Source organism: Mesorhizobium opportunistum WSM2075, assembly GCF_000176035.2.
In the GTDB taxonomy this organism is placed as follows: Bacteria; Pseudomonadota; Alphaproteobacteria; order Rhizobiales; family Rhizobiaceae; genus Mesorhizobium; species Mesorhizobium opportunistum.
In genome coordinates, this window is the sequence record NC_015675.1 from 3,359,534 (window position 1) to 3,384,414 (window position 24,881).

The window sequence follows — 24,881 nt, forward strand, 5'->3', positions numbered from 1 at the left end:
CTCGTCAGAATTTTACGCTGAGGTTTGCCTTGGCGCCATTGTCGACCGCTCCGCCGCCGAACTGGCCGGTGTAGGACAGGCCGAGCGTGGCGTTGGAGGCAAGCGGCAGATCGACCCCTGCCTCGACTAGCGCGCTGTCCTTGGCGATCGGCACGCCGGCGATGGTGAAGGCGTCGCCGCCGGCGAAGGCAAAACTGGAGGTCGGCGTGACATCGCCGAAGGCATGGCGCCAGCCAAGCGTGCCGCGCGCGGTGGCGCCGATGCCGCCAAGCATGAAGTCGGTCGAGCCTCGCAAGCCGAGCGTGGTGAAGGTGGCGTCGGCGGTGCGGCCCTGGCTGGTGAGTGCGGCTGGGCCGCCCGTCTCGGTGAAACCGTCGGTGTGGACGCTGACATAGGCAAAGTTGGCGAACGGCTCGAACTTGAAGCTGCCGCCGGTCCCGGCCCTGTAGGCGAGTTCGCCGAAGATTTGCGCGGTGCTGGCATCGTAGTCGGCCGACAGCCCATCGGCAAAACCGTTGAAGGTGACGGAGCGATGCGTCGAAAGGCTGCTCCAAGAGTAGGCGGCGCCGGTGCGGAAAGCGATGGCACCCCAGTTGGTGCCGCCATAGAGACCGAGATGGTAGCTGTCGCTCTTGCCGGAGGATTGGCGCGCGTCGGCATCGAATGAGGAATGGCTGTAGCCGCCGAGAACGCCGACGCGCCAACCGCCGGCCAGCGTGTCGGCGCCGGCCAGCAGGCCGCCGGTCGATCGATCGAAGGCGGCGGCGTTGCCGTCACTATCGGTCTTGCCCCAGGAGCCGAAGGCCTGGCCCCAGACGGCAAAGCGGTCGGTGTCGGCGGCGACCATTTCAGGCCCGCCTTCGCCATAGGCCATGACCGGGAGGGCAGCCCTGCCTGTATCGCCGAAGGCCGCACGGATTCGGGAAGTCGCGGCGTCGCGCACGAAGCGGCTGTCCTCGACCAGCATGCCCTTGGCCGAAGCGTGGATCTCGCCGGAAAGCTGGTCGAAAGCGTCCTGGGCAGCGGCTTCGCTCGGCAATGCAAAGATGGCATCGAACAGCGTATTGCCGCTGCCAAGACTTTCCGCGCCGCCGCCGGTGGCGATCTGGTTGGGCGTCAGGCCGACGGCGGCGAAGGTCTTTGCCTGCACCACATCGAGATAGACATGCTTCGGGTCGTAATTGGCGACAAGGCCGACGAAGGGGCCGGCTCCGGTCAGCGTATAGGTGCCGGTGACGCCCGTATCGGCTTGCAGCACGGTGTAGTGCGTGCCCAGCACATAAGGCGCTGCGTCCGTCTTGACCACGTCGAGGACAGCGCCGTCGGCGATCGTCGCCGTTCCCGTCGCCATGATGAGATCGGACTGGCCGGTCGAGGTCAGCTCGACCTGGTAGATCGAGCCCGCCGCCTGGTCGACATTTCCCGCGACATGGAGCGTGCCGATCGAATTGCCCGGCGCGATGATGCCGCCCGACTTTGCGACGATGCCGCCGACTGTGCCGTTGCCGCTTAATATGCCGCCGGAGACCGTCACCAGCGAGCTAGCCAGCGAACCGTTCACGGCCAGCCGTCCGCCGACCACGTAGGTGGCGCCGGTGAAGCCGCTCGAATCCGCCGTCAGGTTCGTCGTGCCGGCGACCTGGTTGATCGTGCCGGCGCCGCCGATCGCCAGGGCGAAGGCGTAGTTCGTGTCGGTATGATCGAAGTTGATTGTGCCGTCGCCCGATCCGAATTGCACGCTCGCGGCATTGAGCAAGCCCGGCGCCAGCGCAGCCGCACCGGTCGCGCCACCGATGTTGAGCGTGCCGACGGAGCCGACATGGCTGGCAATGGTCACGATACCCGCGGCTGAAACGATGCCGCCGTTCGAAATCGTCAATGTGCCCGCACCGTCGAGGCCAACCGTCAGGCCGGCGCTGCTGGTCCAGGTCGCGCCAGCTCCGTTGACCGTCGCCGTGCCGGTCGAGCCTGGATTGTAGCCGACATAGCCCCAGGCATTGGTGACCGTGCCGCCATTCAAGACATTCAGTGTGCCGGTTCCGAGGTTGCCGAGATAGAGGTCGCCGCTGTTGGCCCAAATCGAATTCGCACCAGCCACGGTCACCAGACCCGTTCCTGTAGCGACGCCGCCAACCGTTGCGGCAGCGCTCTTGACGCTTCCCCCATTTGAGATGGCCAGCGTGCCGGTACCCGCGGTGCCGACGGACAGGGCCGAGCTGTTGATCCAGCTCGAGCCCGCGCCGTCGACGATCACCGTACCGGTGGAGCCGACCGAGTTCCCCAGGTGGCCGACAGTGTTTTTCACCGTGCCGCCCTGGATCGTCAGCGTGCCGACACCGCCGCCGCTGACGCCGACATAGAGAGCCGAACTGCTGTTCCATGTAGAACCCGCCCCGGTGACCAAAGCGGTGCCGACGGAGTAGTTGCCGACATAGCCCAAGACGCTGTCGACAGCGCCCCCGTTCGAAATGGTCAATGTGCCAGTCCCGCTCTGGCCGACAACGAAAAGATTCCCGCTGCTGGTCCATTTAGAGCCCATGCCGTCGACAATCGCGGTGCCGTTCGAGGCAGCACTGTAGCCAATATAGCTCGAACCGCTGTCGACCGTGGCGCCGCCCGAGATTGACAGCGTGCCGGCGCCGAGACCGCCGACGATCAGCGTGCCGCTGTTTGTCCAGGTCGACTTCTTTCCGTCGACGAACACCATGCCGGTCGAGCCCGCCTTCGCGCCAACAGTCCCCGAGGCGTTGCTTACCGCGCCGCCGTGGGTGATTGCCAGAGCGCCCGCGCCGAGATTGCCAACATAGAGATCGGAGGCATTGCTCCAGGTCGAGCCGGCCCCATCGACGAACACCGTGCCGGTCGAGCCCGCGAAGTCGCCAACATAGCCCAGGGCGTTGCTTACCGCGCCGCCGTTCGTGACCGTCAGCGCACCCTTGCCCTGATCGCCGATGAACAGATTGGAACTGTTTGTCCAGGTCGAGCCATCGACCGTCACCATGCCGCTGGAGCCTGCGGCATAGCCCGCATAACCCACCGAACTGGTGATCGCGCCGCCATTCGTGACCGTCAGCACGCCAAAGCCCGCGTTGCCGACCGCGAGGGCTCCGTTGGCCCAGGTCGAGCCGGCACCATCGACGGTCGCCGTGCCGGTCGAGCCCACCAGGTTGCCCACGATGCCGCTCAGGTTGCTGACCGCGCCGCCGTTCGTGACCATCAGCGCACCCTTGCCCTGGTCGCCGACGAACAGGTTGGAACTGTTTGTCCAGGTGGAGTCCGTACCATCGACCGTCACCGTACCGCTGGAGCCCGGATGCCAACCGATGGTGCCCACGGCATTGCTGACCACGCCGCCCTTGGTGATATCAAGCGTGCCGACACCGAATTCGGCGACATACAGGTCTCCACTGTTGGTCCAGGTCGAGCCGGCCCCATCGACGGTCACGGTGCCGGTGCCATAACCGAAGCCGACATGACCCACGGTGTCGCTCACAGCGCCGCCTTTTGAGATCGTCAAGGTGCCGGTGCTGTTGGTGCCCAAGGCAAGGAAGAGGTCCGAACTGTTGCTCCAGACCGCATCCGCGCCAACGACGCTCACGCTGCCGTTCGCGTCAGAAGCGTAGCCGAGAAAGCCGGCGGTGTCGGCGAGCGTGCCGCCGCTCGTGATGGTCAGCGAGCCCGAGTAGCTCGCAATGGTGCCGACAAACAGGTAGTGTGCGGCCGCATTTGGCGCATTGATCACGGCCGGGTGGGGGAATGTCGGATCGAGAGAAACGTCGTCTGCCGCTGTCGGCACCGACCCAGGGTTCCAGTTTCCCGCGGTAAACCAGTCCGTCGAAGCAGCGCCGGTCCAGATCTCGGCAGCCGTGGCGGCGATCGGCTGGCCAACACCGATCAGCGCCGTCGATGCCAGCGCCAGACATTTTAACGCCTTCGCCTTGCGGCACCCCAAACCATTCTGCGGCATTCAGTCCCCTCACATTACGGTCGTTTCGCCCTGAGGCTGACATCGCATCGCGGATAGAGATTGTCTTGGGCTGGGCCGCACTGGAATTGGACTGGGGTGAACAGCAGTCCATTTTGTGCCCACTGTGGCAGTTCGGTGCGATCGCGCAGGTGGGCCTGCGGACTACAGCAGGAGCCCATCCCCTATCTGGCGCTCGTCGGCGTATGGCCAAACCGGCGGCGAAAACAGCGATTGAAATAGGACACATCGCTGAACCCGCTTATCATGGCGATGTCGCTGACCCGCATGTCGTCATTGTGTCTTTGCGAGAGCATCTTGTGGGCCCGCTGCAAGCGCAATTCGAGGACGCGCTCGGTGAAGCTGGTGCCGGTCTCCTGAAGGAGATCGTGGACGTAGCGCGCCGACAGGCCAAGTTCTTGTGCGACGCCTTGGGCGGAGATGCCGGGGTCGGCGAAATTGTCGGCGATCTTGGCCATGATCGCCTGCAGGCGGGCGGCGCGCAGGCCCCGGAGGCCGGCCAGTTCGGCGCGCTGGCCTTTCGCGCCGGTCACCAGGCCGATCAAATCGACGATCGTTTCCGTCGCGTGTGCTATGAGATCTGGCGAGGCGAGGGGGCGGCCGGCTTCAAGCAGCTGGCAATAACGCTTGAGGAGATCGAGCGCTTCGTTTTCGGCGCCTATCTTTAATGCCAGCCTGTCGTCGATCTGCGGGAAGGCCTGTGTGAGGATGGCGCGCGGAACGACCACGTTCGTCCAGACGTTCCAGTCGGCACCGCCCATTTTCAGCGCTTCCGCTGCCGTGACCAGGACCGCTTCGCCCCGACCGACGCCGTATTCGCGGCCGGCCTGGGTCCCGGACAACAGGGTGTCGGCCTTGTTGATCAGCAGCAGGTATCCGTCATTGTCGTCATCGGCAATGTTGCTCGCCTTCCTCGTCGCATGCTTGATTGTTCCGGACATCTGGCCAAGAACCAGTTCTCCCACGGTCGTGGCTTCGATCGAGGCTTGGAAGGGCAGGTTTTCCGATGTGCCATATTCGACCGACCATATCTCCGCGACATGGATGTCCTGCCAGAGGGAAAACCGATCTCGTTCGCTGAGATGCGATGGCAACTGAGCCGATGAAAAGACCGTCTTTTGTGACAATGGTGCAACCCGATATGTATTCGCTAACTCTAATATATTGAGCGCGATGCTTCCCATTCCAAGAATAACCAGCGACAATAGCCGCCAGTATCAACTGATCGAATTCAAATCCTTAATCGAGATCAACCGCGCGTGGCGTCACCTGAAAGTATGACGCTACAAATTCCTTCGAGGCGAGATCGGAGCAAAATGGGGGGCGTGTGGAGAGACTGAGCAGTGAAGTTCTCTGTTCGATCATTGGCGATATCTATGATTGCGTCCTGGACCCCGACGGTTGGGCCGGGGTGATGATCCGGATCACCGGGGCTGTCGATGCGGCCTATACCACCATCGCGCTTGCCAGCACCGCCGGCAATCAAGGCCGCTTCGCGGCCCAATCGCCCTGGGATCCCGAACAGATGCGCGTGCTCCAGGAGGACTATGATTTTGACACGATTCCCGGGCTGAAGGCTGCGGTCGTCGGCGACGTCGACAGTCCTGTCGCGACGCTGTCGCAGATGAGCGAAGCCGAGCTCCAGCAGACTCCGTTTTTTCAGAATTGGGCCAAACCGCAGGGACTGCGCGAAGGCTGCATCACCAAATTCGTCCATACGCCGGACCGGATCGGGCTGATGGGTTGCACCACGCGGGCCAGCAGGGAGGCCATATCAGCCGAGGATCAGCGTTTCCTGGCGTTGCTCTCGCCGCATCTGCGCCGTGCGTCGCTGATCGGAGATCTGCTCGATCAGAGCCGCGTCACCGCCAATCTCTACCGCCAGGCACTCGACCATCTGGCGGTGCCTGTTGTCCTGACCGGAGCCAGTGGAGCGATCCTCCACGCCAATGGCGCCGCCGAACGGATGTTTTCCGCGCAAGGCCCCATTCTTTCGAGGAACGGCGTGCTCCAGGTTCAAAATCCGGCGGTGGCCCGCGCCCTGCTGGAAGCGATCGCCAGCGCGGCGAGCGCGGATTTTCTGCTTGGCTCCCGCGGCATTGGCCTGCCCATTTCGGCCCCGGGCCAGCCGCCCGCCGTGGCCTATGTGCTGCCGTTGAGCGAAGGAACGGCTCGCGCCGCTTTCCAGCCCGCATGTGCCGCCGTCTTCGTGTCGACGACGACGTCCTCTTCCCCGCTCCCCGAGGCCGTTCTCACCACCTTGTTCGACCTTACGCCGGCGGAGGCGCGGGTCCTGTTGCGCATCGGCAGCGGATTGTCCGCCTCGAAGAGCGCATCGTCTCTCGGCATCGGCGAAAACACGCTGAAAACGCATCTCAATCGTATCTTCGCCAAAACCGGTACGAGACGCCAAGCCGATCTCGTCAAACTCGTCTCGGACATAGGTACGCCGCTGGCGGTTCAGGCCTCAACAGGCTAAAGCCGCTCGCCGCCGAACACAGGCCACCGATCGACTGAGGCCGAATGGCCACACCGACCGAGAAAGCATTGCAGTGCTCTCCAGGACAATTCAGGTGCGGCCCAGCCCAAGACGGGACCGGCGGACAATGCAACACCGGGGACGCGACAACAGCTGGATCTCCGCGACGCATTTCGCGCGGGACCATAACCCTTGGGGCGGCAGACAAACAAATGAAAACCCTTCTTCTCGCGACAGTCTTCATTCTCGGGCCTGTCGGCATGGCCTGCGCGGCCGACATCAATGAGGTTTCGCCTGTTGCCGGCTACGACTGGTCCGGCCTCTATGCCGGCGTCGATGCCGGTTACGCGGCCGGAAAATCCAATCTCTTCATCGCCGGCGGCGGCTTCGGCGGCGGATCCGACCTCAACGTGCCGCTTGATCCGGACGGTTTTGTCGGCGGCATCCATATCGGCACCAACTACCAGATGGCGAACAACTTCGTGATCGGCGCCGAGGCTGATATCGCCTACAGCAATGCCGATGGACTGACACCTGTCGACACCGGCGGCGGTGGCGTCACCACATTGCTCAAGAGCGAACTCAAATGGCAGGGATCGGCGCGGCTGCGGGCGGGCTACGCGTTCGACCGGACCTTGCCCTACATTACCGCCGGCGTGGCCGCGGCCAAATATGAAGTGACCGCGATCAGCGCCGGCCCCGGCGGTGAAATACCGTTCCACGACGAGAGCCATGTCGGCTGGACGGTTGGCGCCGGAATCGAGCATGCCTTCACCGACAGATGGATCGCGCGGGCCGAATACCGCTACTCCGATTTCGGCAGCCAGGACCTCTCGTTGGCAGCCGGTCTTCCGACGGTGACGAGCGTCGATCTCCAGACGCACGATGTCCGGGTCGGCCTCAGCTACAAGTTCTGATCCACAAGGCCGAACAATACCCCGCGCCGGCTTTTTCGGCGCGGGCAACGCAATATTTCGGGGCAACATACAAACGATGAAAACCATTCTTCTTGCCATGGCGGTCATCACGCCTGTCGGTATGGCGTCGGCAGCGGACACCAACGTGGTTCTGCCGGGTGACACCACCTACAACTGGTCCGGGGCCTATATCGGCGCACAGGCCGGATATGCATGGGCAAATGCAAGGGTCGGCCAGACCTTTGCCCCGGGCAGCTTCGACGATTACGGCTGGGGATACAATCCGTCGGGTGGGTTCGGCGGCCTGTATGCCGGCGTCAATCATCAGTTCGATAGCGGGCTTGTTCTTGGCATCGAGGCTGACTACAGCTTTGCTGGCGTGAAGGACACGACGCATTATCGAGCGCTTGGTGTCGATGACCCGGCCTTTGGCGGTGAACTCAAACTGGATACGGTCGGCTCGCTACGCCTGAGAGCCGGCTATGCGGTGGATCGGTGGCTTCCCTTTGTCACCGGTGGCCTGGCGGTGGCAAGCTACAAGCACACCACCGTGAACCTTCCCGGCAGCACACCTTATGCCGACGTCAAGGGCACAGTCGCAGGCTATACACTTGGCGCCGGCGCCGAATACGCGGTTACCGACAATTGGCTGGTTCGCGGCGAATACCGGTTCGCCGATTTCGGCCGCCACACTTCTGTGCGCCACTCCTTGGTTAATGGTGCTCCTCTAAACCCGGATGCGGTCGACCTGACGACGCATGATCTGCGGATCGGCGTGGCCTATAAATTCTGACCGCCGAAGCCGCCAATCTCCCCTAGAGCGGGGAAATTGCGCTCAGCCGCTTCGCCAATCATTGCCACCATTCCCCTCATGGACTTCGCTGAAATGGAACCCATATTGAGTTCATGGAGCGTTGAGCGTGTCCTTCGCGCGGGTGGCCCTTCTTGCCGTGACCCTTGTCGTCGCGGCTGTCGTTTCTCCCTTCCCTTCGGCCGGGGGCGAGAGGGTTGCGTTGAGCGTCGCCATCGACGGCGCCATCGGGCCGGCAAGCACCAGGCAGCTCGAGGAAGCGCTTGACGTCGCCGCCCGGCGGGACGCCGCGGCACTCATCCTGAAGCTCGACACGCCCGGCGGGCTGGTTACTTCGATGCGCGAGATGATCGCCGACATCCTGGCCTCGCCGGTGCCGGTCATCGGCTATGTCGCGCCGGCCGGCGGCCACGCGGCGAGCGCCGGCACCTATATACTCTACGCCACCCATGTCGCGGCGATGGCGCCCGGCACCAATCTCGGAGCTGCAACACCGGTCGAGATGGGCGGGCTGCCGTCGCTTCCCGGCGGCGAGAAGGACAACGGCCCGGCTAAGGACCAGAAGGATGCCAACGGCCGGCCGGCCGGCGATGCGATGATGGCCAAGGTGACCAATGACGCCGTCGCCCTGATCCGCTCGCTCGCCGAATTGCGCGGGCGCAATGGCGATTGGGGCGAGAAGGCGGTGCGCGAGGCGGCGAGCCTGTCGGCCAATGCGGCGCTGCAGGAGCATGTGATCGACCTCGTCGCCCGTGACACCACCGAGCTGTTGCAGCAGGCCGATGGCCGCACGGTCGATGTGGCCGGCAGGAAAGTGCTTCTGGCAACCAGCGGGCTGCCGGTAGAGACGCTGGAGCCCGGCTGGTTCATCCGGCTGCTCGCCGTCATCACCGACCCCAACACCGCCGTCATCCTGATGCTGGTCGGCGTCTACGGCATCGTCTTCGAGTTCACCAGCCCAGGCGCGGTGGCGCCCGGCGTCGTCGGCACCATCTGCCTCGTGCTCGGGCTTTATGCGCTCGATCTCTTGCCGATCAACTATACCGGCCTTGCCCTGATGCTGCTGGGCATCACTTTTCTGGTCATCGAGGCGTTCAATCCCACCGTCGTGCTTGGGCTCAGCGGCGTGGCCGCCTTCGTGTTCGGTGCCGCCATGCTGATGAGGGTCGAAGGGCCAGGCTTTGCCATGTCATGGGCCGTCATCGGTCCCGCCGCCGCACTGACGCTTGGGCTGGCGCTGCTGACCGGCACCTACGTCCGGGCGGTGCGCCGGAACCCGCCGCGCGTCGGTGGCGAGGCCATGCGCGGCGTGCCGGCCGAGATCCTCGACTGGCAGGGCGGCGAGGGCCATGTGCTTGCCTTGGGCGAGCGCTGGCGGGCGAAGGCCGATGAGCCGATCGAGGCGGGCGACAGCGTCGAGGTCACCGACATCAGCGACCTGGTGCTGACGGTTCGGCGGCGCGATGCGGGAGGCAATGGAGCAAGACAATGATGATTGGTTATGTGGCCTATCTGGTCGTCGCGCTGGTGGTGATCATGTTCCTGTCCGCGGCCATCCGCATCCTCAGGGAATATCAGCGCGGCGTGGTCTTCACGCTCGGCCGCTTCACCGGGGTCAAGGGGCCCGGTCTCATCATCCTCGTTCCCTTCGTCCAGCAGATGGTGAAGGTCGATCTGCGGGTGGTGGTGCAGGACGTGCCGCCACAGGACGTGATTTCGCGCGACAACGTCTCGGTGAAGGTCAACGCGGTGCTCTATTTCCGCATCGTCGACGCCGAGCGGGCGGTCATCCAGGTCGAGGACTTCATGGCGGCCACGAACCAGCTGGCGCAGACCACGCTGCGCTCGGTGCTCGGCAAGCACGAGCTCGACGAAATGCTGGCCGAGCGCGACAAGCTCAACAGCGACATCCAGGAGATCCTCGACCAGCGCACGGATGCCTGGGGCATCAAGGTGTCCAATGTCGAGATCAAGCATGTCGACCTCAACGAGAACATGATCCGCGCCATCGCCAAGCAGGCCGAAGCCGAGCGGCTGCGGCGTGCCAAGGTGATCAACGCCGAGGGTGAGCAGCAGGCGGCGGCGAAGCTGGTCGAAGCGGGGCGGATGCTGGCGGCCGAGCCGCAAGCCATGCAACTGCGCTATTTCGAGGCGCTGCACGACATTGCCGGGGAGCGTTCGTCCACGGTGGTGTTCCCGCTGCCGGTCGATCTGCTCGGGCAGTTTTTGAAGGGGCAGGGGAAGTAAGGGCGTTGCGGCACCCTTCATCCCCGCCACGGCGGCTCCGGCGAAAAGCGCTTGGCGATCCAGTCGGCGAAGGCGCGGGTCTTGGCGGCTTGTCCCTTGGCCGAGGGCATGACGACATAGACCGCGCCTTCGTCGGCCAGCGTCCAGTCCTCAAGGACGGGCACCAGCCGTCCGTCAGCGAGCTCGCGGCCGACCAGCCAATCAGTGCTCATCATCAGGCCGACGCCTTGCACGGCGGCCTCGACCAGCACCTCGGCATCGTCGCTGACCAGCGGCCCGGAAACCTCGACGCGCACGCGCCGGCCTTCGCGGTTGGTCATCTCCCAGGCCGGAAAGGTCTGGAAGCCGGAGAAGCCCAGGCAGGAATGTTCTAGCAACGCCTGCGGTGTCTCCGGCGTGCCGCTTCGGGCGAGATAGGTGGGAGCGGCGCACAGCAGCCGGCGCCGCGTCGCCACTTTGCGTGCCACCAGACGTGAATCCTCCAGCGCGCCGAGCCGCACGGCGACGTCGAAATTCTCGGCGACCAGATCGGCGAAGCGGTTGGAGAATTCGGCCTCGATGCGGACATCGGGAAAATCGGCCAGGAATTGCGGCAGCAGCGGGCCGATCCACATGCGCCCGAAGGTGCCGGGCAGCGCCAGCCTGAGCAGGCCGCGCGGGCCGCCGCCGGCATGGGCGGAAGCCGCTGCCTCGGCCTCGTCGACCGACGCGAGGATGGCGCGCACGCGCACCAGGAATTCGGCGCCCGCTTCGGTCAGCGACACGCTGCGCGTCGTGCGATGGAGCAGCCTTACCCCCAGCCGCTCCTCCAGCGATTGCAGGCGCCGCGACAGGATGGTCGCGTCGCGCCCGACGCGCGCCGCCGCCCTGGTGAAGGAGCGCGCCTCGGCGATGGCCGCGAAGGCCGCCATTTCGGCAAGGGCTGCCGGCTCGTGTGATTGCTGCATGATCCGCAATACTCAAATGTAGATGACGAGGATTATCTATGGATAGCGCAGCGGCTAGGTTCACTCAACCCATCCATCGTCACACAGGAGTGAAACCATGAAAGCCATCGAACTCAGCCAGGCCAGGCTGGACGCCTTCCACGCCACGACCGTCGCCACCCCCGAACCGCAGCGCGGCGAGGTGCTGATCCGCCAGCGCGCGGCGAGCCTCAACTTCGTCGATGTCGCGGTGGCGAGCGGCAATTATCCCGGACCGACCTTTCCGCTCATCCCGGTCGCCGACGGCGCCGGCGAGATCGTCGCGCTGGGCGAGGGCGTCACGACATTCAGCACGGGCGATCGCGTGATCGCGCATGCCAAGCCGCACTGGATCGGCGGTCCGCCGCGGCCTTACGAGATGAGGCAGATGCGAGGCATCTCGCTGCCGGGGTCGCTGTCCGAATATGTCGCGCTGCCGGCCAATGCGCTGGTGCCGGTTCCGGCGCACCTCTCCTTCGAGGCGGCATCGACACTGCCGATCGCCGGCACCACCGCCTGGAACGCGATCCGCGCCGCCAATGTCGGGCCGGGCTCGGTCGTCGTGCTGCTTGGTACCGGCGGCGTCTCGATCTTCACGTTGCAACTGGCGAAAGCCTTCGGCGCCACCGTCATCATCACCTCCTCGTCGGATGAGAAACTGGAGCGGGCGAAGGCACTCGGCGCCGATCATTTGATCAACTACCGAGCGACGTCAGACTGGGACGACAAGGTGCTGGAGCTGACCGGCGGCCTCGGCGCGGACCTCGTCGTCGAGACCGGCGGCGCCGCCACCTTTGCCCGTGCGGTCAACGCCACCGCGCCCGGCGGCACGCTGTTCACCATCGGTTTTCTCACGGGCGCCGAGGTCACGGTCAATCTGCTGCCGATCATCATCAAGGCGCTGAAGGTGGTCGGCAACAACACCGGATCGGTGTCCGACCTCCGTGACGCAGCCCGCGCCATCGGTGCAGCCGGAATCGAGCCAGTCGTCGACAAGGTGTTTTCACCTGACGAAGCAGCCGAAGCCTACACCCACATGGCCGCCGGCGGCCTGCATTTCGGGAAATTGGTGTTCGGGTTGGAGTGGTGAGGGGAGGATGAGGCTTGCGCCTGGCGCCCCCCCCTCTGGCCTGCCGGCCATCTCCCCCTCAAGGGGGGAGATTATTCACTTCATCGTCCTCACCAATGATCAACGCTGGAAAGCCGAAACTGCCAATCTCCCCCTTGAGGGGGAGATGCCCGGCAGGGCAGAGGGGGGCGCCTCGCACCATGCCCTCTACCTAAATCAGCTTCTCCAGCGTGATCGGCAAATCCCTGATCCGTTTCCCCGTCGCATGGAACACCGCATTTGCTATAGCCGGCGCGACGCCGACGATGGCCACTTCGCCGACGCCCTTGCCGCCAAGGGCCGAGGAATGCAGATCGGGGATGCCGACCGAGATCACCTCGATATCGGGAATGTCGGCGTTAGTCGGCACGAGGTAATCGGCGAGGTTGTCGTTGACGATGCGGCCGTGGCGGCGGTCGACGATGCCTTCCTCCAGCAGCGCCTGGCCAATCCCCATGATGATGCCGCCCTTCCACTGGCTTTCGGCCAGTTTCGGATTGTAGAGCCGGCCCGAATCCAGCGCCGACACCACACGCGAGACGCGCACCGTGCCGAAATCCTCGTCAACGCGCACCTCGATGAAATGCGCGCACCAGGAGTAACGGGAATAGTCGCCTTCGGTGTGCGGCAGCGCCATGGCGATGGTGGTGTAGTTCTTGTAGCGATCCTCGGCGCTCGAATTGGCCGGCATGGTGTCGCCGGTCGCCTCGATATGGTCGCGACCAACGCTCTTGAGCAATTCGGCGATCGAGACATCGGGGCCATCGCCGCGCGCCGAGCCGATGCGGCCGTTGCTCACCACCAGCGTGTTGGCCTGCAGCGCATGGAAGGGCGATCGCGGGTCGCTGATCGCCAGACCCACCAATTGATCGAGTGCCGAGGTCGCAGCCTTGTAGACCGCACCCGTCATGACGCCGGCCAGCCGCGAGCCGCCGGTGACGCCGGCCCGGGGGAAGCGGGAATCGCCGAGCTTCACCACCACGTCGTCGGCCGGCACGCCAACCGTCTCTGCGGCGGTCTGCGCCAGGATTGTGTAGGTGCCCTGACCCATATCGATCGAGGAGCTTTCGACCTCGACCGAACCGTTGGCCAGAATGCGCACGAGCGCCTCGCCGTAGGCGCGCCGTACCGGATAGGTGCCGGCGGCCACGCCCCAGCCGATCAGCTGGTTGCCGTCGCGCATCGAGCGCGGCTGCGGCGTGCGCCTTGCCCAGCCGAAGCGCTCCGCGCCTGCGGCAAAAGCCTCGCGCAACTGCCTTGTCGACCAGGCTTTTTTGACGTGTGGATCCTGTTCGGCGTAGTTGCGCAGCCGGATCTCCAGCGGGTCGATGCCGACCTCGTAGGCGAGTTCATCGATGGCGCTTTCTATGCCGAAGGCGCCGGGGTTCTCGCCCGGCGCGCGCATGGCGCCCGGCACCACGCTGTTGACCCGCACGACATTCTGCTTCGAAGAGAAATTCGGCGTCGCGTACATGATCGAGGTGACCGAACCCAGCGGCTCGACCCACATGCCGTCGATCGATGTTTCGTTGACGCCGCGATGCACGATGGACTGGATGACGCCGTCATGGCCGGCGCCTATCGTCACCGTCTGTCGCGTCGCGGCGCGGCCGCCATAGCCGGTGAAGGTCTGCGGCCGGGTCATCACCAGCCGCACCGGCCGGCCGAGCATCTTGGCGGCACTCGCGGCAATCGCGCCGTGGCCGAGCGCCAGCGCCTTCGAACCGAAGCCGCCGCCAACATAGGGCGAGACCAGCCGCACATTCTGGAACGGCACGCCGAACCATTCGGCATAGGTGCGGGCCATGCCGTCCAGCCACTGGCTCGGCTCCCACACGGTGAGATGATCGCCCTCCCAGCGCGCGATCAGGCCGTGCGGTTCCATCGGCGCCTGATATTCGCGCGGCGTGTTGTAGGCGGCGCAGATCCGCACCGGCGCCGAGGCGAAGGCGGCAGGCGCATCGCCCCATTCCTTGGTCATGGCATCGATCGGAATGCCGTCCCCGGCCCTGCCGTCGCTGAGGTCGACAATGGAAGGCGTCTCGTCATAGCTGACCTTGACCAGGGCCGCTGCCGCAACCGCCTGCTCGAAGGTTTCAGCCACCACGGCGGCGACATGCTGGCCCGAAAAGGTGATGTCGCGCGCCAGCGGGCAATAGGGCTTGTCGGGCGGCGGCGTGCCGAACCAGTCGGACGCGGTCCTGAGGCTGATAATGGTGTCCGGCGTCAGCACCTTGAGCACGCCCGGCGCTGCCTCGGCCTCCGCTGTCTCGATCGAACGCACCTTGCCGGAAGCAATCGTGCTTTCGACCAGCGCGGCATATGCGAGGCCTTCGAGCTGCTGCTCGACGGCGTATTTGGCCGCACCGGTGATCTTGGCCGGGCCGTCGACACGCGACAGCCGGCCGCCAACGGCTTGCGCCAGCGTTCCGTCCGAGGCGTCACCATGTCTGATGTCGTGAACGGTCATGCCGTCTCTCCCAACTTGAGAATAGCGCGCGCGACGACACGCGGCGCGAGCTCGATCTTGTAGTGGTTGGCGCCATGGTCGACGGCGCCGTCAACGGCGAGCCGGCTGGCGGCGCGGACGGCGTCCGGCTCCAGCGCCTTGCCTTTCAATACGTCTTCGACGGCCCGCGCCCGCCATGGTTTGGTCGCGACACCGCCGAGCGCGACGCGCAGGTCACGGATGGTACGGCCATCCGCCTCGAACTCGATGCCGACAGCGGCGCTCGCGGCGGCGAATTCATAGGATTGCCGGTCGCGGATCTTCAGGTAGGTCGAGCGGCGGGCGGCGGCGAAACCGGGGATCTCGATGGCGGTGATCATCTCGCCCGGTTCGATCGCATGTTCCCTATCCGGCGTGCTGCCAGGCAGCAGGAAAAACTCGTCGACGGGGATGCGTCGATCGCCGAGATGGACCGTCGCGTCGAACGCGACCAACGCGACGGCAAGATCGCCGGGGTACATGGCGATGCAGGCGTCGCTGGTGCCGAGCACGGCGTGTCCCCTGGTGACGCCGCCGATCGCCGAACAGCCGCTGCCGGGTTGCCGCTTGTTGCAGGCCGGAAAATTGGCGGGATCGCGGAAATAGGGGCAGCGCGTGCGCTGCATCAGATTGCCGCCAATGGTCGCCATGTTGCGGATCTGCGCCGAGGCTGCCTGCCATAGCGCTTCGGAGATGGCCGGGAAGCGGCTTTTGATCCCGGCATGGTCGGCGACATGGCCCATGCGGGCCAGCGCCCCGATGGTGGCGCCGCGCTCGTCGACTTCGATCCGGTCCAGTCCCTTGAGATGGGTGATGTCGACCAGCATGTGCGGCTCGGCAACGCCGCATTTGGCGAGGTCGATCACCGTGGTGCCGCCAGCCAGCAGCATGGCGCCGGGCAGGGCGGCCGCCTGGCGTGCGGCGTCAGCCGAAGCGGCGCGGAGATAGGAAAAGTCCCTCATGACGCGGCCTCCAGGGCTGCCTGGCGCACGGCGGCGACAATGTGCGGGTAGGCGCCGCAGCGGCAGAGATTGCCGGCCATGTATTCGCGGATCTCTTCATCCGAGCCGGCATGGCCTTCGCGGATGCAGGCCACCGCCGACATGATCTGGCCTGGCGTGCAATAACCGCACTGGAAGGCATCCTGTTCGAGGAAGGCAGCTTGCACGGGATGCAGTTCGCCCTCCCGTGCAAGCCCCTCTATGGTGGTGACGGTGCGGCCCTCGGCCTGGGCTGCCAATGTGAGGCAGGCCAGCACGCGCTCTCCGTCGATGTGCACGGTGCAGGCGCCGCACTGGCCGTGGTCGCAGCCTTTCTTGGTGCCGGTCAGGCCAAGGCGGTCGCGCAAGGCGTCGAGCAGCGTCACGCGCGGTTCGAGCTGCAACTCGTGGCGATGGCCGTTGATATCGAGATGGACGGGGATTTTTGTCATGGGCGTCTGGCTCCAGTTGCTTGACGCGGATGGGATTGGGATAGGGCAGGTGAGGGCCGGACGGCTTCCAGCCCTGTCGCTGCGCTGTCGTTTCTGGTGCGCGTCGTTCGGAAGGGGATCGGCTTCCGAACGACGCGCACGCTGGTCACCTCAGAGCAGGTCCTCCAGCCGGATCGGAAAGCGCCGGGCCCGCACGCCGGTTGCATGCCAGACCGCATTGGCGACGGCACCGGCCGTGCCGGTGATGCCGATTTCGCCGACGCCCTTGATGCCGAGCGCATTGACATGGGGGTCGTGCTCGTGGACCAGCAGCGCCTCGACCGACGGCACGTCGGCATTCACCGGCACATGGTATTCGGCGAGGTTGGCATTCTGGATCCGGCCCGAGCGCCTGTCGGTAACGGCTTCCTCATGCAGCGCGAAGGAAACGCCCCAGATCATGCCGCCATAATACTGGCTGCGCACCAGCCGCGGGTTGATGACCCGTCCGGCGGCGAATGCGCCGACCAGCCGGGTGACGCGGATCTGGCCGAAATCGGGGTCGATTTTGACTTCGGCGAACACCGCGCCATGTGCGTGTTTGGCATAGGCCTCCTGCGACGCCGGATCCGCAGCACCCTTGCCATGGCCTTCGATCTCGGAGAGGCCCGCGCGAGTGAGGATTTCGGCATAGCTCTCGCTGCGGCTTTCGTCCTCGCGCCGGTACAGCCGTCCGCCGCGCGCCAGCAAACCTTCATTACCGGCGCCGAACAGCGGCGAGCGCTGGTCACCGGTGGCAAGATCGGCAAGCCTTGCAATGACGGCGGCGCCCGCATTGTGGATCGCCATTCCGGCTGTCGCCGTGTGGCCGGAGCCGCCGGCAATGCCGGCGTTGGGAAGATCGGAGCTGCCGGCCTTGAACTCGACCCGGTCGATGTCGAGCCCCAATCCGTCGGCGGCGATCTGGGCAAAGGCGGTCCATGCGCCTTGCCCCATGTCCTGGGCGCCGGTCTCCATCAGGCCGCTGCCGTCGCTTCTCAGCACGGCGCGGGCCTCGGCCTGGAACATGATGGCGGGAAACGTGGCCGTGCCCATACCCCAGCCGACAAGGAAACCGTCAGCGTCGCGCATTCGGCGCGGATGAAGCGGGCGACTCGCCCAGCCGAACGCCTCGGCCGCCTGTTGATAGCATTCGCGCAGCGCTTTGGAGGAGAACGGTTTGCCCGTCATCGGCTCGATTTCGGCATAGTTCTTGAGCCGGAATTCCAGCGGGTCCATGCCGCAGGCATGCGCGGCCTCGTCGATGGCGCTCTCCAGCGCGATCGAACCGGTGGCTTCGCCGGGAGCCCGCATGAACAGCGGCGTGCCGGTGTCGAGCCGCACGGCATCGTGCGAGGTGGCGATGGCCGGACTGGCATAGAGTGTATGCGAAGCGTCGGCGGCCGGTTCGAAGAAATCGTCAAACGTGCTCGATGTGGTCCTGGCGTGATGGGAGATCGCGGTCAGTTGGCCGTCGCCGTCCATGCCCATACGCAAGGTTTGGCGGGTCGGGGCGCGATGGCCGACGGGGCCGTACATCTGCTCGCGCCGCAGCACCAGCTTGACCGGACGGCCGACGAGGCGTGCCGCCAGGATGCCGAGCACCTGAGGCCCGGAAATCATGCCTTTGGAGCCGAAGCCGCCACCAAGGAAAGGGCTGCGGATATGGATATTTTGCGGCGCGATGCCGAACAGGCCGGCGATGCGGCCCTGCGCCATGGCAAGGCCCTGGCTCGGCGTGTCTATCGACAGGCGGTCGCCATCCCAGGCGGCCACGATCGCGTGCGGCTCCATGGCGTTGTGGTATTGAGCCGGTGTCTCGTAGGTCGCCTCGATCCGCGTCGTTGCCGATTTGAGGCCGGCATCGACATCGCCCTTCTGCTGCACCGCCGGGCCGCCGACGCCGACACCGCGGGGTACGAAGCTTTCAGCGCCGTCGAGACCGACGCGCGCGGGCAGCGCTTCATAGCGCGGCGACAGCAGCGCGGCTCCTTCGGTCGCTGCTTCAAGGGTTTCGGCGATCACCACGGCAATGCTCTGGTTGGGATAGCGGACCTGGTCGTTCTGCAGCAGATCGAGCCGGAACATGAAGGGGTTGTCCTTGGCATCCGGATCGATGGCGAGGGCCGGGCGGTTGCGTGGCGTCATCACCTCGACCACGCCCGAATGCGCCTTGGCCGCCTCGATATCCAGCGCGACGACGCGGCCGCGCGCGATGCTGCTGACGGCCAGCACTGCATAGAGCATGCCGGGCGGATGGTTGTCGGCGGCATAGCGCGCGGTGCCGGTGACTTTCAGAAATCCGTCGCGGCGGGTCAGCGGCTGGCCGATGCTGGAGCCGTGCCGGGTATGGGCGGGTTGCTGGTTGAGGTTGAGTTCAAGCGTCATGGCGCGCTCCGGGGATGGAGGAAAAAGGGGAGGCAGGCAGGGCCGGCAGCCGTTCGGGCGTTCCTGCCAGTGCCGACGTCAGCGCCCTGACGACAATGCGCCGGGCAAGTTCGATCTTGAACGCATTGTCGCCGGACGGGCTGGCGTCGGCCAACGCGGCATCGGCGGCGCGAACGAAGCTCGCCTCGTCGGCATCGGCGCCGAGCAGGGCGGCTTCAGCCGAACGCGCCCGCCACGGCTTGGCCGCCACACCGCCCAGCGCCAGCCTTGCACCGCGGATCTTGCCGCCGTCGATGACCAGCGCCGCGGCGGCCGAGACGACGGCGAAGGCATAGGAGGTGCGTTCACGCACTTTCAGGTAGCGCGCATTGGCGCGGAAGGAGGCGGCCTCCGCCGGCAGCCGCACCGCCACGACCAGATCGCCGGGCTCCAGCGGATTCTCCAACTGCGGCGTCTCGCCGGGAAGCCGGTGGAATTCCTCCAGCGTGACGTGGCGCCGGCCCGCCTTGCCCTCGATCTCGACCACGGCGTCGAGTGCCACCAACGGCACGCAGAAGTCCGACGGATGCGTGGCGATGCAGGCATCGCTCCAGCCAAGCACGGCGTGCAGGCGGTTCTCACCGCCCAACGCGCCGCAGCCCGTGCCGGGATCGCGCTTGTTGCAGGCGCTGGCAGTGTCGTAAAAATAGCTGCAGCGCGTCCGTTGCAGCAGATTGCCGCCGACGGTGGCGGCATTGCGAAGCTGCGCCGAGGCCCCCGAAAGCAGCGCTTCGGCCACTGCGGGATAGGCGCTGGCGAACGCCGCGTCATGGGCCAGATCGGCATTGCGGATCAGCGCGCCGATGCGCAGGCCGCCATCGTCCAGCCGTTCGATGCGATTGAGTTCCGGCAGTCGGGTGATGTCGACGATGCGCTCGGGGCTGGTGATGCCGCCCTTCATCAGGTCGAGCAGATTGGTGCCGCCGGCGAGATAGGACGAACCTGGCTCGGCCGCCGCCGCGATGGCGTCGGAAATGGTGGCGGGCCTGATATAGTCGAAGTCTCTCATGCCGCGGTCCTCCGGTTGGTTCTGGCAAGTTGCTCCTGGGCTTCCAGGACGGCCTCCACGATGCCGCCATACGCCGCGCAGCGGCATATGTTGCCGCTCAGCCCCTCGCGGATGCGCTCGGGATCCTCGCCTGCCTGTCCTTCGGCGATCAGGCCGAGCGTGCTCATGATCTGGCCAGGCGTGCAGAACCCGCACTGGAAGCCGTCATGGGCGATGAAGGCAGCCTGCACCGGATGCAGTTCTTCACCGTTCGCGACGCCTTCGATCGTCAAGACGTCGGCGCCGTCATGGCTGACCGCCAGCGCCAGGCAGGAGTTTATGCGCTTGCCGTCGACAAGCACCGTGCATGCGCCGCACTGGCCGCGGTCGCAACCCTTCTTGGTGCCGGTGAGGTCAAGCCGTTCGCGCAACAGGTCGAGCAGCGTTACGCGTGGGTCGACCTCCAGTTCGTGTCGGTGTCCGTTGATGGTGAGCGTGATGGGAAGGCTGGTCATTGACCTCTGGCTCCAGTGCTTAGGTCGGGAATTGAACTGGCGCCTTGCCGGGAAGGGCAAGGCACCTCGTGGTCAGATGCTGGTGATGAAAGCAGAGATGAAGACGGTTCTCTCGCACGCAGGGGAGATGTCGGCTTGCAGGCTGGAAAGACGTGACATACCCATTCCCCTGATTATATGATAAAGGTACTCCACTAAAACGGAGGTGCCTCCGTTTACTACGTGGGGGCTGGCCCGGCCGGGTTCAAGCCCCCATATTTGATCCGTGGAGAAAAAATTGGCCGTCGAGCCGTCAGCACTCGCCGAAACGAAGACCGCCGCGGAGGCCAAGCCGCTGCGCGCGGATGCCCAGCGAAACCGCGACCGGCTGGTCGAGACGGCGGCGGCGCTGTTTGCCGAGCGCGGCATCGATGCCTCGCTGGAGGAGATCGCACGCCGCGCCGGGGTCGGCATCGGCACGCTCTACCGGCATTTCCCAACGCGCGAACACCTGGTCGAGGTGGTCTACCGTCGTGAAGCGGAGGCGCTTTGTGCCGCTGCCGGGGAGCTTGCGGCAAGATATCCGTCCGATGTCGCGCTGGAAGAATGGATGCGGCGCTTCGTCGACTACATCGCGACCAAGCGCGGCCTGGCGACCAGCCTGCGCATCCTCTTCACCACCAATTCAACATTGTTTTCCGACACGTCGGGGCGGATATCGCAGGCCTTGCGGCAACTGGTCGAGGCGGCGGTGGCCGACGGCACTATCCGCGGCGACGTCGATGCCTCCGACGTCCTGCACGCGCTGGGTGGCATCTATTCCGCACCCGATACACCGGAGTGGCGCGACCGCTCCTGGCGGCTGGTCAAACTGCTGATGGACGGCTTGCGGTTCGGGGCGGGGAAATCCGCCAAAGCCTGATGGTCGAACGATTGGCCCGGCGACCGGTAAAGCCAAGCCGGGCATGCCCGTCAGCCATTGCAGGACCAAGTCGCGCACCGCGCTTGCATCTGAGTGCGAGCGGTTGTTAAAATCCTCACATTTCAGGCGACCAACAGGCCCAACGCATGACTGCTCGCAAAGCGCAAAGGACGGCCCGGCTGATCCACCTTTTGTCGGAACGGCGGGTCATCCATCTGAGCGAAGCGGCAACGCTCCTCGGCGTCTCCGAAATGACAGTGCGGCGCGACATCGCCAACAACCAGGGGCAGATCGCCTATCTCGGCGGGCACATATTGGCCGCGGCCGAGATCGAGGCCGATATTCCCTACGAACTGGCGACCGCGGCCGACAGCCATGCGGCGGCGAAGCGCGAAGCCTGCCTGCACGCGGTGCGCAAGATACGGCCCGACGAGACGATCTTCATCGACTGCGGCACGACGCTGATCCACCTGATCGACCTCATTCCCGACAATTATCAAATAACGGCAATATGTTACGCGATGAATATCGCGGAGCGCCTGAGCCGCAAGCCCAATGTGACGATCATCATGCTGGGCGGTGTTTATCACCCCGCGTCGGCATCTTTCTCGGGCACGCATGATTTCGACATTTTGAAGAGCGTCGGTATCAACGCAGCCTTCCTGTCGGCCGCCGGCGTCGATGCCAAGCGCGGCGCCACTTGCGAGCATTTCCACGAGGCGGTGGTGAAGCAGAAGGTGATGAGCCTTGCGCGCGAGAACTATCTCGTCATCGACTCGAGCAAGATCGGCAAGCTCAAGCGCGCCTTCTTCTCAGCCATGGACGGCTTCGACGCCATAGTCACCGAGCATGGCGAAGTCGGACCGGATTCATTTCAGCCACAGCCTGACTCCATTTGACATTTCCCCAGCCTGATGGAAAAGTCACAAAAAAAGTAAGATAAGTCTCAAAAGAGATATCGTCGGGTAGGGGACGCTTCAAAGGGAGGAAGTGCGGGCGTCATGATCGAACCGGGTTCGACTGCGATGATGTCCGAAATCCCCTTGCTGCGCGTCGAGGGCGTCAGGAAGCGGTTCGGCGGCGTCAATGCGCTGCGCGGCGTCAGTCTGGAAATCCGGTCCGGTGAAGTGCACGCCCTGCTCGGCGAAAACGGGGCCGGCAAATCGACGCTGATCAAGATCCTGAGCGGTGTGCACGTGCATGATGGCGGTTCGATCGAAATCGACGGCAAGCCTGTCTCGTTCGCTTCGCCCGCCCAGTCGCGCGATGCCGGCGTGGCGGTCGTCTACCAGGATCTGAGCCTGGTCGAGTCGCTGTCGGTTGCCGACAATCTGCTCTTGGGACGAGAGCCGAAGACGCGGCTTGGCTTCCTGAAGAAGCGGCAGCTGGTGGCGCAGGCCGAAGCCTTCCTCAAATCGCAGAACATCCCGCTCGACGCCCGCGCCATGGTCGGCTCGCTGCCCTTTGCCTATCGCCAGATGACCGAGATCGCCAAGGCGCTGATGGGCGATGTCCGCCTGCTCATTCTGGACGAGCCGACTTCGGCGCTGACCGACGATGAGGAGAAAATCCTGTTCGAGGCGATCCGGGCGGTCGCCGCGCGCGGCGTCGGGGTGATCTATGTCACGCATCGCCTCAATGAAGTGTTCCGGATTTCGAGCCGGGTGACGGTCTTCCGTGACGGACAGAACGCCGGAACGTTCGTCACGGCGCAAACCAATATGCGGCAATTGGTGGGGGCGATTGTCGGGCCCGATCACGCCGTCCTGAAGGCGGACGGCACGGCATCGGGGCAAGGCGTGCCCTCATCGGCCGGTTCATCTCAAAAGCCGGTGCTCGAATTGACCGACGTCAGCAACGACCGGCTGGACCGCGCCGATCTCGAGCTGCGCAGTGGCGAGATCCACGGCCTCGCCGGCCTGATCGGCAGCGGACGCACCGAAATACTGCAGACCATCTTCGGACTGCGGTCCATCCAGTCGGGCGAAGCCAGGCTGGACGGTGTCTCGCTTGCTGGAACCGATCCGGCGGCGGCAATAAGGCGAGGCATCGCGCTGGTGCCGGAGGACCGGCATGTCCAGGGCCTGGTGCTCGAACATTCGATCGAGCGCAACCTCGGGCTGCCAAGGCTGCGGGAGTTCTCCCGCTTCGGTTGGCTGCAGCGCCGGTCCTCGAACGAGCACGCCAATGCCGCGATGCGCCGGCTGGCCGTCAAAGCCCCCAACGCATCGACCACGGTGAAGAACCTGTCCGGCGGCAACCAGCAGAAGGTCGTGTTCGGCAAATGGAACGAGCCGCGGCCACGGGTGCTGTTGCTCGACGAGCCGACGGTCGGTGTCGATGTCGGCGCGCGCGAGGAGATTTACGGCGTCATTCGTGCCGCGGCCGCCGCCGGCAGTGGCGTTCTGCTGGTGTCTTCAGATCTCTCGGAACTGCTGCAGCTTTGCGACCGCATCTCGATCGTCGTCGATGGTCACATCACCAGGACGATTGGGCGGCAGGAATTCGGCAGCGCCGAGGATCTCCATCACCTCATTCAACTATCGCAGCCATCGGAAGAGCACGCGGCATGACCGACACCCAAAGCCCGGCAAAGGCACCAATGGCAAGGGGCGCCTCCAACGAAGCGGGCGGTCGCTCGGCGCTGCGGCATCTGCTTCAGGGCGAGCGTCCCTACATGCTCTACGTCGCCTTCGCCGTCATGCTGATCGTTTTCAGCCTGGCATCGCCCTGGTTCCTGTCGATCGACAATTTTCTCAATATCGGCCGGCAGACGACACTGGTCTCGATCATCGCCGTGGGCATGACATTCGTCATCATTTCCCGGCAGATCGACCTGTCGGTCGCCTCGACATTGGCGCTTTCGGGCATGAGCGCGTCGCTGGCCATGGCTTTCCTGGCCAACAATTGGGTCGTCGGCGCCGTCGCGGGGCTGGGCACCGGCGCGCTGATCGGGCTGATCAACGGTGTCTTGACCACCCGCCTCGAAATCCCGTCCTTCCTGGTGACATTGGGCACGTTGAGCGCTGCGCGCGGCCTGGCGCTGATGGTCACCAACACCAAGCCGGTCATCATCACCAACGAATACTATTTCGCGATCTTCGGTGAAGGCTCGGTGCTTGGTATCCCAGCGCCGATCCTGTGGACGCTTGGCGTCACCGTGGCCGGCATCCTGCTCTTGCACTACAGCGTCTACGGACGGCGCGTCTACGCGGCGGGCGGCAATCCGACGGCCGCACTCTATTCCGGGGTCCACATCAAGCAAGTCACCACGCTGGCCTTCGTGCTGACCGGAACGCTCGCCGGACTGGCATCGCTGATCCTGTCGGCGCGCTCGCACGCGGCGCGGCCAGATGTCGTGCAAGGCATGGAGCTCGATGTCATCGCTTCGGTCATCCTTGGCGGCTGCAGCCTGTTCGGCGGCCGCGGCTTCGTGCTCGGTACGCTGCTCGGCAGTCTGATCATCGGCACACTCAACAATGGGCTGGTGCTGCTCGGCGTCAGTTCGTCGCTGCAACTCGTCATCAAGGGAGCAATCATCGTCGCCGCGGTCGCGTTCACGAGGAGGTAAGGCGCGTCCCGCTCACCAGCAGAAAATCG

19 protein-coding genes are annotated in these 24,881 nt (G+C 65.0%); 10 read left to right on the forward strand and 9 right to left on the reverse strand.

From position 1 onward, the window contains the following. Positions 1–4 precede the first annotated feature (4 nt). Together MESOP_RS16140 and MESOP_RS16145 are read right to left on the reverse strand one after the other, a co-directional pair. On the reverse strand, positions 5–3,967 hold the full coding sequence (locus MESOP_RS16140) for an autotransporter domain-containing protein (protein WP_013894392.1): 3,963 nt from the start codon (positions 3,965–3,967) through the stop codon (positions 5–7). A gap of 182 nt (positions 3,968–4,149) precedes the next feature. Then, a complete protein-coding gene (locus tag MESOP_RS16145) occupies positions 4,150–5,112 on the reverse strand; it encodes an AraC family transcriptional regulator (RefSeq protein WP_041164155.1) in 963 nt (320 codons plus the stop codon). 287 nt (positions 5,113–5,399) lie between these two features. Between MESOP_RS16145 and MESOP_RS16150 the strand changes: the two genes are divergently transcribed. From MESOP_RS16150 to MESOP_RS16170, 5 genes are all read left to right on the forward strand, one after another. After that, positions 5,400–6,464, forward strand: coding sequence for a helix-turn-helix transcriptional regulator (locus MESOP_RS16150; protein ID WP_245265108.1), 1,065 nt, complete (start codon positions 5,400–5,402; stop codon positions 6,462–6,464). Positions 6,465–6,676: 212 nt separating this feature from the next. After that, positions 6,677–7,381, forward strand: coding sequence for an outer membrane protein (locus MESOP_RS16155; protein ID WP_013894395.1), 705 nt, complete (start codon positions 6,677–6,679; stop codon positions 7,379–7,381). A 76-nt stretch (positions 7,382–7,457) separates the two neighbouring features. Beyond that, the gene (locus MESOP_RS16160) at positions 7,458–8,174 is read left to right on the forward strand and encodes an outer membrane protein (protein WP_041164156.1); all 717 of its coding nucleotides are present in this window, start codon (positions 7,458–7,460) and stop codon (positions 8,172–8,174) included. A gap of 127 nt (positions 8,175–8,301) precedes the next feature. Then, positions 8,302–9,684: an NfeD family protein gene (locus MESOP_RS16165; protein WP_013894397.1), complete on the forward strand. Its 1,383-nt coding sequence runs from the start codon at positions 8,302–8,304 to the stop codon at positions 9,682–9,684. Then, on the forward strand, positions 9,681–10,439 hold the full coding sequence (locus MESOP_RS16170) for a slipin family protein (protein WP_013894398.1): 759 nt from the start codon (positions 9,681–9,683) through the stop codon (positions 10,437–10,439). The genes MESOP_RS16165 and MESOP_RS16170 overlap by 4 nt, the downstream gene beginning before the upstream one ends. A gap of 17 nt (positions 10,440–10,456) precedes the next feature. Here the strand turns inward: MESOP_RS16170 and MESOP_RS16175 are convergent, their stop codons facing one another. Further along, entirely contained in the window at positions 10,457–11,386 is a 930-nt protein-coding gene (locus MESOP_RS16175) for a LysR family transcriptional regulator (protein ID WP_013894399.1), read from the reverse strand. Between the two features lie 97 nt (positions 11,387–11,483). Here MESOP_RS16175 and MESOP_RS16180 point away from each other — a divergent pair, with 97 nt between their 5' ends. Beyond that, positions 11,484–12,494 (forward strand): zinc-dependent alcohol dehydrogenase family protein, encoded by a 1,011-nt coding sequence (locus tag MESOP_RS16180; RefSeq protein ID WP_013894400.1) that lies wholly within the window; start codon positions 11,484–11,486, stop codon positions 12,492–12,494. Positions 12,495–12,684: 190 nt separating this feature from the next. Here the strand turns inward: MESOP_RS16180 and MESOP_RS16185 are convergent, their stop codons facing one another. The 6 genes from MESOP_RS16185 to MESOP_RS16210 form a co-directional block, all read right to left on the reverse strand. Then, entirely contained in the window at positions 12,685–14,982 is a 2,298-nt protein-coding gene (locus MESOP_RS16185; RefSeq protein WP_013894401.1) for a xanthine dehydrogenase family protein molybdopterin-binding subunit, read from the reverse strand. Beyond that, positions 14,979–15,962, reverse strand: a complete 984-nt coding sequence (locus tag MESOP_RS16190; protein WP_013894402.1) for an FAD binding domain-containing protein — start codon at positions 15,960–15,962, stop codon at positions 14,979–14,981. The genes MESOP_RS16185 and MESOP_RS16190 overlap by 4 nt, the downstream gene beginning before the upstream one ends. Beyond that, the gene (locus MESOP_RS16195) at positions 15,959–16,432 is read right to left on the reverse strand and encodes a (2Fe-2S)-binding protein (protein ID WP_013894403.1); all 474 of its coding nucleotides are present in this window, start codon (positions 16,430–16,432) and stop codon (positions 15,959–15,961) included. Before MESOP_RS16195 ends, MESOP_RS16190 begins: the two co-directional genes overlap by 4 nt. 150 nt (positions 16,433–16,582) lie before the next feature. After that, the gene (locus MESOP_RS16200; protein WP_013894404.1) at positions 16,583–18,838 is read right to left on the reverse strand and encodes a xanthine dehydrogenase family protein molybdopterin-binding subunit; all 2,256 of its coding nucleotides are present in this window, start codon (positions 18,836–18,838) and stop codon (positions 16,583–16,585) included. Next, on the reverse strand, positions 18,828–19,886 hold the full coding sequence (locus MESOP_RS16205; RefSeq protein WP_013894405.1) for an FAD binding domain-containing protein: 1,059 nt from the start codon (positions 19,884–19,886) through the stop codon (positions 18,828–18,830). The genes MESOP_RS16200 and MESOP_RS16205 overlap by 11 nt, the downstream gene beginning before the upstream one ends. Further along, positions 19,883–20,380: a (2Fe-2S)-binding protein gene (locus MESOP_RS16210; protein WP_013894406.1), complete on the reverse strand. Its 498-nt coding sequence runs from the start codon at positions 20,378–20,380 to the stop codon at positions 19,883–19,885. Before MESOP_RS16210 ends, MESOP_RS16205 begins: the two co-directional genes overlap by 4 nt. Before the next feature lie 277 nt (positions 20,381–20,657). Here MESOP_RS16210 and MESOP_RS16215 point away from each other — a divergent pair, with 277 nt between their 5' ends. The 4 genes from MESOP_RS16215 (at position 20,658) to MESOP_RS16230 (ending at position 24,852) form a co-directional block, all read left to right on the forward strand. Continuing rightward, positions 20,658–21,281, forward strand: coding sequence for a TetR/AcrR family transcriptional regulator (locus MESOP_RS16215; protein ID WP_013894407.1), 624 nt, complete (start codon positions 20,658–20,660; stop codon positions 21,279–21,281). 146 nt (positions 21,282–21,427) lie between these two features. Further along, positions 21,428–22,180, forward strand: coding sequence for a DeoR/GlpR family DNA-binding transcription regulator (locus tag MESOP_RS16220; RefSeq protein ID WP_013894408.1), 753 nt, complete (start codon positions 21,428–21,430; stop codon positions 22,178–22,180). Between the two features lie 102 nt (positions 22,181–22,282). Continuing rightward, positions 22,283–23,854, forward strand: a complete 1,572-nt coding sequence (locus MESOP_RS16225) for a sugar ABC transporter ATP-binding protein (RefSeq protein WP_013894409.1) — start codon at positions 22,283–22,285, stop codon at positions 23,852–23,854. Continuing rightward, positions 23,851–24,852: an ABC transporter permease gene (locus MESOP_RS16230; protein ID WP_013894410.1), complete on the forward strand. Its 1,002-nt coding sequence runs from the start codon at positions 23,851–23,853 to the stop codon at positions 24,850–24,852. Before MESOP_RS16225 ends, MESOP_RS16230 begins: the two co-directional genes overlap by 4 nt. Positions 24,853–24,881 lie beyond the last annotated feature (29 nt).

What these genes read in the sequence shown, in the direction of transcription:
- MESOP_RS16180 (WP_013894400.1), top strand. Translation starts at nt 11,484, where the DNA reads ATGAAAGCCATCGAACTCAGCCAGGCCAGGCTGGACGCCTTCCACGCC.
- MESOP_RS16200 (WP_013894404.1), bottom strand. Translation starts at nt 18,838, where the DNA reads ATGACGCTTGAACTCAACCTCAACCAGCAACCCGCCCATACCCGGCAC.
- MESOP_RS16220 (WP_013894408.1), top strand. Translation starts at nt 21,428, where the DNA reads ATGACTGCTCGCAAAGCGCAAAGGACGGCCCGGCTGATCCACCTTTTG.
- MESOP_RS16195 (WP_013894403.1), bottom strand. Translation starts at nt 16,432, where the DNA reads ATGACAAAAATCCCCGTCCATCTCGATATCAACGGCCATCGCCACGAG.
- MESOP_RS16205 (WP_013894405.1), bottom strand. Translation starts at nt 19,886, where the DNA reads ATGAGAGACTTCGACTATATCAGGCCCGCCACCATTTCCGACGCCATC.
- MESOP_RS16160 (WP_041164156.1), top strand. Translation starts at nt 7,458, where the DNA reads ATGAAAACCATTCTTCTTGCCATGGCGGTCATCACGCCTGTCGGTATG.
- MESOP_RS16175 (WP_013894399.1), bottom strand. Translation starts at nt 11,386, where the DNA reads ATGCAGCAATCACACGAGCCGGCAGCCCTTGCCGAAATGGCGGCCTTC.
- MESOP_RS16170 (WP_013894398.1), top strand. Translation starts at nt 9,681, where the DNA reads ATGATGATTGGTTATGTGGCCTATCTGGTCGTCGCGCTGGTGGTGATC.
- MESOP_RS16225 (WP_013894409.1), top strand. Translation starts at nt 22,283, where the DNA reads ATGATCGAACCGGGTTCGACTGCGATGATGTCCGAAATCCCCTTGCTG.
- MESOP_RS16230 (WP_013894410.1), top strand. Translation starts at nt 23,851, where the DNA reads ATGACCGACACCCAAAGCCCGGCAAAGGCACCAATGGCAAGGGGCGCC.
- MESOP_RS16155 (WP_013894395.1), top strand. Translation starts at nt 6,677, where the DNA reads ATGAAAACCCTTCTTCTCGCGACAGTCTTCATTCTCGGGCCTGTCGGC.
- MESOP_RS16190 (WP_013894402.1), bottom strand. Translation starts at nt 15,962, where the DNA reads ATGAGGGACTTTTCCTATCTCCGCGCCGCTTCGGCTGACGCCGCACGC.
- MESOP_RS16140 (WP_013894392.1), bottom strand. Translation starts at nt 3,967, where the DNA reads ATGCCGCAGAATGGTTTGGGGTGCCGCAAGGCGAAGGCGTTAAAATGT.
- MESOP_RS16185 (WP_013894401.1), bottom strand. Translation starts at nt 14,982, where the DNA reads ATGACCGTTCACGACATCAGACATGGTGACGCCTCGGACGGAACGCTG.
- MESOP_RS16210 (WP_013894406.1), bottom strand. Translation starts at nt 20,380, where the DNA reads ATGACCAGCCTTCCCATCACGCTCACCATCAACGGACACCGACACGAA.
- MESOP_RS16150 (WP_245265108.1), top strand. Translation starts at nt 5,400, where the DNA reads ATGATCCGGATCACCGGGGCTGTCGATGCGGCCTATACCACCATCGCG.